We start from the raw sequence: 6,115 nt of genomic DNA on the forward strand, positions 1-6,115 counted from the left end.
ATGCGACATGTGCAGGCTCCTGCGGGAGCGGATTACAGGCTCGCCGCGCTCGGAGAGCTGCCGCTTCATGGCGGCGGCGTCCTTGAGAACGCGCAACTCGCATACAAGGTCTTCGGCGAGCTGGATTCTGGCCGACCGGCGATCGTCTATCCGACCTCGTTCGGAACGCATCACAGCGATCTCGAATGGCTGGTCGGCCCAGAGCAGGCGCTCGACCCGCAGCGCTATACGATCGTTATGATCAACCTGTTCGGCAGCGGCCTGTCTTCCTCGCCGAGCAATCACGCGCAAGGGCCCGCCTCCTTTCCGCATGCGACCATGCAGGACAATGTCATCGCCCAGCATCGACTGCTGACCGAGATCCTCGGCATCCGCCGGGTAGCGCTCGCCGTCGGCTTCTCGATGGGTGCGCAGGCTGCCTATCACTGGGGAGCGCTGTTTCCAGACATGGTCGAGCGCATCGCGCCGATCTGCGGATCGGCGCGGACGTCCCCGCACAATTTCGTCTTCCTCGAGGGCGTCAAGGCGGCGCTAACCGGCGATCCCGCCTGGCGAGGCGACATATTCACCGAGTGCCCGACAGTTGGCTTCCGCTCGATGGGCCGAGTCTATGCCGGTTGGGCGTTCTCACAAACCTTCTATCGCGAGGAGACCTACCGGACGCTCGGATACGCCTCCTTGGAGGATTTTCTGGTCCGCGATTGGGACGAGCGTTTCAGCCGGCGCGACGCCAACGATCTCGTCGCAATGATCCGCACCTGGCAACAGGCCGACATCAGCACGGGCCCGACTTTCAGGGGTAATCTGAACGATGCTCTAAAGGCGATCTCGGCTCGCGCACTCGTCATGCCGAGTGCCTCGGATCTTTATTTTCCGGTCGAAGACAGCCGCGCCGAAGTTGAGGCGATGCGAAGCGCGACGCTACTGCCGATCCCCACGAAATGGGGGCACAGGGTGAACGTGCCCGGGCAGAATCCGAAGGACGCGGCATTCATCGACGCCGCGCTGCGCAAGTTCCTCGGCGATTGAAGACGCCGCGTGGTCTCAAGGTGGCGCTAGACCGCGGGATGACCTGCATCCACAGACCGGTGGCGACGAGCCCCTCAGCGCGCCGAGCAGACAGAAGGCGGCATATCGGCGCCCGCGTCCGTGCCCTGCGAGAAGCGCAGGATCGTGGCTAGAGTAGGATCGGTCACAACCGGCCGCAGCGTCATCGACGTCGACGGGTTCTGAGGACATGGGAAGGGAAGCGTCGAGCGCCTCCCTTCCCAACTCGCCCCGCCCCGGGGACGCTCTCGTCAACGGGATTTCGAGCTGCGCCTTCGTTTCAAACGTTTGGCCGCCCAAGTCTCGGCAGTCGCGTTGGAAAGGAAGTTGGCTCTGATACCAACTGGCTTCGAAGTCCGAGATGGTCATCATCGGACACTCGTTGGCCAATCGCGGATGTCTGGTTTCCGGCAGTTTTTAAATGTCTGCAACTGACGCATGTTGCCCGGAAGAGCGACGGGCGTTTGTGGCGCAATTCAGCCAAAGGGTGAGAGGGCTGCGGCGTGTGGGGTGGCGGACATTATGACATCTCCGTCAGCAGCCCGTGCTGCCCGGAGGTGCGCAGGAAATGCAGCAGGTCTGACAATCCTTCGCCGAGCAGGGTCACATGCGAGCGCATCATCTGCGCCGCCTGGACGCCGTCGCCCCGCAGGATCGCCTCCATCACGCGCTCATGCTCGGGGATGGACGAGTGCATCCGTCCGGGCTGGTAAGTGATGGTGCGGCGGTAGGGTGAGATCTTGAGCGTCAGCCGCCGCAGCTCATCTTGAAGGATGCGGTTATGGCTCGCGGCGGCGATCAGCTCGTGGAAATCGAGATTGGCCGCATAGAAGGCCTCCGCATCCTCGGACCCGGCAGCTTCGGCGCAGGCCCGGTGCGCCGCCTGGAGACGCGCCCGCTGTTCCGGCTGGATACGACGGGCGGCCTGGGAGGAGGCGAACGCCTCCAGCTCGGCCACGACCCCGAACGCGTCGAGGAGGTCGGCCAGCGACATCTGCGAGACCTGTAGCCCCTGGCGCCCGCGCGACACCACGAGGCCGCTGGCGGCCAGACGCTGTAGTGCCTCGCGCACCGGCGTGCGCGACATCCCGAACTGCTCGGCGAGCTGGCGCTCGTCCAGCTTGTCGCCTGGCCGCCGAATCCCCTTGAGGATCTCTTCCTCAAGACGGGTGACCACTCCGGCCGAAAGCGATTCAGGCTCTTCCGGCGTCATCGATCCGTTCACTCGCGCCATCACGCTCAGCGCCTCACCGGCTGTCTGCCGAATAAAATCTGTTCGCGACCACCTCCGCGAGTGCCACAAGCCCATAGAGGAGCAGGCCGCAGATGCAAAGCACGACGATGGCGGCCATCGACACCTCCGTATCGGCGCGAGCCGTCGCGAAGATGATGAGATAGCCCAGGCCCGCCTGTGCTGTGATGAACTCGCCGATGATCACGCCGATGATGGCCAGCGTGATCGCGATCTTCATGCCGCTGAAGATATGGGGCAGGGCCATCGGGAACCGTACGCTGGTGAAGACCTGCCATTCCGTGGCGGTCAGCGAGCGGCACAGCCTCAGGATGCCCCGGTCCACGCTCAGGAAGCCGGCGGTCGTCGCGATGACCACGGGGAAGAAGGCGATGAACACCGAAAACGCGATGCGCGACTGCGAGCCGACCCCGAGCCAGATGATGAAGAGCGGCGCGAGCGCGATCTTCGGGATGAGCTGGAAGAAGATCAGGTTCGGATAGAGCGCCTCGCGCGCCATATCCGAATAGGTGATGAGGATGGCGAGCGCGATGCCGAGCAGGAGTGCGAGCAGGAAGCCGGCAGCGGATTCCAGCGTCGTCGGCACCGCATGCATCAGCAGGATATCGTAGCGCGCAACGATGTATTTCGCGATCGAGACCGGGGACGGCAGGATGACCGAGGGGACCTCCCAGATCGTGACGTAAAGCTGCCAGGCCGCCAGCACGACGAAGGCCAGGCCAAGCGGCAGAACGATGCTGCTCAGGCCGGCGGCGCCCTGAAATCGGCCGGCTCCGGAAGCCGGGAGGGCGGCACCGGTCTCGGTGCCGATGGTGGCCTTTGCCATGCTGGACCTCACTCGATGATGCTGACGGCGGCGGCGGTCGCCTTGCCGTGATCTGGCTTGACGGAAATCTCGCCATGGCCGTGCGCGGCCTCGATGGTCAGGCGCAATCTCCGGCAGACCTGCGCGAATTCCTGGGTTTCCTCGATCTCGAACCGACGCGGCCGCGGGAAGGGCATCTTCATGTCGAGGATGATCGTCGACGGTCGTCCGCCCATCACCACCACCCGGTCGGAGAGGAATGCGGCCTCGCGGATCGAATGGGTCACGAAGATCACTGTCTTGCGGTAAGTTTCGAGAATCTCTGACAGCGCGACATTCATCTGGTCGCGGGTGATGGCGTCGAGCGCGCTGAACGGCTCGTCCATCAGCAGGATCTCTGGATCGTGGATCAGCGCCCGGCAAATCGCGACGCGCTGGCGCATGCCGCCCGAGAGTTCGCCTGGTTTCTTGTGCTCGAAGCCGGCAAGGCCGACCATCTTGAGCAGGCTGTGTGCCCGGTCGGTGTATTTCTCGATCGGCAGGCGCAGGATGCGGATCGGGAAGAGCACGTTCTCCAGTGTGCTCTTCCACGGTAGCAGGGTCGCGTCCTGGAAGATGATGCCGATGTCGCGGCGCGGCGCCGCGACTGGCTCGCCGGCAAGCATGATGGAGCCCGCCGTCGGCCGCTCCAGCCCGGCGATCATCATCAGCAGCGTCGACTTTCCGCAGCCCGACGGGCCGAGCAGCGACACGAATTCGCCTCTCGCCACGTCGAGAGATGCGGAGGCGACGGCATGGATCGGCGACTGCCGCGTGAAATAGGTCTTCTGGACATCCGTTGCCGAAACGAGAGGTGTCTCGGCCACGGTAAGCTCCGCCTTGGGTGCCAAACTCAGCATCAGTGGTCGCCTCGTTCGCTGCGCCGGTCAGGAGCCGACATATCTACGGAACGGCGCGGCGCTCTTCTCCGCGATCGCCAGCTCTGCGGGTGAAAGCTTGATCTTGCCGACGAAGTCGTTGGTGAACAGGGTGCCGACATCCGGCTTTACGGAGCCTTCGCCCGCCGCATATTTCATCACGAGATCGGCCATCGTGGCGACCTTGGCCGGGTCGGCCCAGCCGAAACCGTTCTGCTTCACCTCGGGCACGAGATTGGTGAGGTTCGTCAGCCCGAGCCCGATGCGCGCATACTCCTTCCCGGTCGAGGAGATCGCGACCTCGCTATTGGCCTTGAGGAAGATGTCCACGGCTTCGTCGAAATTGGTCATCGTGAACTGGATGGCCTCCATTGCGCCCTGGACGAAGGCTTCGCAAAGCGCGCGGTCCTGCTGGAGGCGGGCCGGCTGGGTCGTCAGGGATTGGCCGTAGAACTCGATGCCGACCGCCGAGAAAAGCATGAAGCGGACATCCGTGCCCAGGGGAGCCAGCGACGGCACAGTGCTGGTAGCGAAGGCGGAGACCGCATCGACCTGCTTCTCGACCAGCGTGCGCTCGCGCACCTTGCCGTCGACCTGCAGGATCTGGAGCTTCTTGAGATCGATGCCGGCCTTCTCGGCATAGAGCGGTAGGAACGGATATTCGCCGGAGGTCACGCTCGCGCCCAGCTTCTTACCCTCGAGATCCTTCGGCGCGCGGATCGGCGAGCCGGACAGGACGCCGACCCCCATCAGCGCGTCATAGTTGATTTGGCCTATGCAGGTAATCGGCAGCTTCTTCGCCGCCTGCACGATCACCGTCGGCGTGGCCGCCATGCCGAAATCGAAGGTGCCGGCGCTGACCGACTGCGCCGCCGCTCCTGAGCCCGAGCCGCGCGCCACCGAGACGTCGAGGCCATGGCGCTTCCACAAGCCCTTGTCGCGCGCGACATAGGCGAAAAGGTTCGGCCCCTCCGGGATCCAGGAAGTCGTGAAGGAAACCTTCTTCAGGCCCTGCGAGACCGCAGGCATGGCGAATGAGCCCGTTGCCGCCGCTGCTGCTGCGGCACCGAAGCCCCTGAGGGCGCTGCGACGTGAAACAAGCATCCAAGTCTCCCTTCGATCCATCGCGAGCCAGCCGTTCGGCGGCGCTGGCACAAGCATCACCGTGATCCCGGCTGGACGCAAGCGCCATTATGCCGAAAATTCAATCCTGCATACGTTTTTGCCAGCAAGTCACAATTTTAGGCTGTTCTGCATGCGAATTTTGTGCAACGACTCGCCATAATGCACCGGAATGCTCGTTTCATTATACCAGAATGGCGACACGGCACGGAGATGTCATGAAATCCTACGAGGTTCGCAATGCCCATTTCGACCGGCTCGTGAACACGGCCGGCCTGCGCTGGATGGGGCAGAACACCAATCACGCGACGCCGCATTCCGCCGTGCTGGCGGCGATGGAGAAGTGCATCCGCGACGAGGAGTTCCACATCTACGCGCCGCCGGCGGGGCTTGAGGAGCTGCGCCACGGCATCGTCGCCGATCTCGGCCTGGACGGGCAGTCCGCGCTTGTCTCCGACGGCGCGGTCGCCTCGCTCTACCATGTCTGCCACAGCCTGCTCGGGCCGGGAGATGAGTTCATCACCACCGACCCGACCTGGAACTGGCCGATGGCCTTTGCGCGGGCCGTCGGTGCGAAGGTCACGCAGATTCCGATCTATGGCGAGGAATACGGCTATCGCCTCGCGCCGGAGCGGCTGAAGGCGGCAATCACGCCGAAGACCAAGGTCATCTACATCGTCGATCCGAACAACCCGCTCGGCTCGGCCTGCACGGCGGCCGAGATCGACGGCATCGTGGCGGCCGCGCGCGAGGCCGGGGCCTACCTCATCCACGACTGCACCTATCGCCATTTCGCGCATGAGCACACGCTGGCGGCGACGCGCTATCCCGAGCGAACGCTGACCATCTACAGCTTCTCGAAATGGCTGGGCCTGGCCGGCATGCGCGTCGGCGCCGTCGTCGCCCATCCCGACATCATCGAGAAGCTCTCGGCGGCGCCGCCGAACAATCTCGGCTCGAACATCCCGTCCC

The 6,115-nt window shown here is 64.1% G+C and carries 6 protein-coding genes; 2 read left to right on the plus strand and 4 right to left on the minus strand.

Annotated features, from left to right (window positions below; translation table 11 throughout):
- Entirely contained in the window at positions 1-1,029 is a 1,029-nt protein-coding gene (locus AC1DRP_RS22335) for an alpha/beta fold hydrolase (protein WP_476769576.1), read from the plus strand.
- Positions 1,030-1,567: 538 nt separating this feature from the next.
- Here AC1DRP_RS22335 and AC1DRP_RS22340 read toward each other — a convergent pair.
- Genes AC1DRP_RS22340 through AC1DRP_RS22355 form a run of 4 tightly spaced genes read right to left on the minus strand, consistent with a single transcriptional unit; the run spans position 1,568 to position 5,125 of the window.
- Complete coding sequence (locus AC1DRP_RS22340) at positions 1,568-2,260, minus strand: GntR family transcriptional regulator (protein WP_476769577.1); 693 nt, start codon at positions 2,258-2,260, stop codon at positions 1,568-1,570.
- 34 nt (positions 2,261-2,294) lie between these two features.
- Positions 2,295-3,125, minus strand: a complete 831-nt coding sequence (locus AC1DRP_RS22345; protein WP_476769578.1) for an ABC transporter permease — start codon at positions 3,123-3,125, stop codon at positions 2,295-2,297.
- Between the two features lie 8 nt (positions 3,126-3,133).
- Entirely contained in the window at positions 3,134-4,003 is an 870-nt protein-coding gene (locus AC1DRP_RS22350; protein WP_476769579.1) for an ABC transporter ATP-binding protein, read from the minus strand.
- Between the two features lie 27 nt (positions 4,004-4,030).
- Entirely contained in the window at positions 4,031-5,125 is a 1,095-nt protein-coding gene (locus AC1DRP_RS22355) for an ABC transporter substrate-binding protein (protein ID WP_476769580.1), read from the minus strand.
- Between the two features lie 236 nt (positions 5,126-5,361).
- Between AC1DRP_RS22355 and AC1DRP_RS22360 the strand changes: the two genes are divergently transcribed.
- Positions 5,362-6,115, plus strand: a 754-nt coding sequence (locus AC1DRP_RS22360; RefSeq protein ID WP_476769581.1) for an aminotransferase class I/II-fold pyridoxal phosphate-dependent enzyme, incomplete at its 3' end; no start/stop codon positions are given.

The sequence above is a fragment of the Allobosea sp. 01N443 genome, from assembly GCF_056399325.1.